Origin of the sequence: Parafrankia sp. Ea1.12 (assembly GCF_900465275.1) — a bacterium.
Lineage (GTDB): Bacteria > Actinomycetota > Actinomycetes > Frankiales > Frankiaceae > Parafrankia > Parafrankia soli.
In genome coordinates this window covers 1-209 of sequence record NZ_UBIZ01000112.1, presented here as the reverse complement: position 1 = coordinate 209, position 209 = coordinate 1, and the positions used below count along the sequence as shown (strand labels likewise).

1 protein-coding gene is annotated in these 209 nt (G+C 63.6%); it reads left to right on the top strand.

Features of this window, described 5'->3' with window-relative positions; translation table 11 throughout:
* Nucleotides 1-209, top strand: a 209-nt coding sequence (locus FMEAI12_RS02535) for an integrase core domain-containing protein (protein ID WP_146776610.1), incomplete at both ends; no start/stop codon positions are given.

Here is a 209-nt window from a genome sequence, read left to right as displayed (position 1 = left end):
CGCGACACGACGTTCACCGCCGTCTTCGACACCGTCTTCACCACCGACAACATCGATATCGTGCGGACACCCGTACGGACCCCGGTCGCGAACGCTTTCGCGGAACGCCGGGTCGGTACCGTCCGCCGCGAATGCCTCGACCACCTCCTCATCCTCGGCGAACAACACACCACCGCCGTCCTCACCGACTACATCGACCACTACAACCA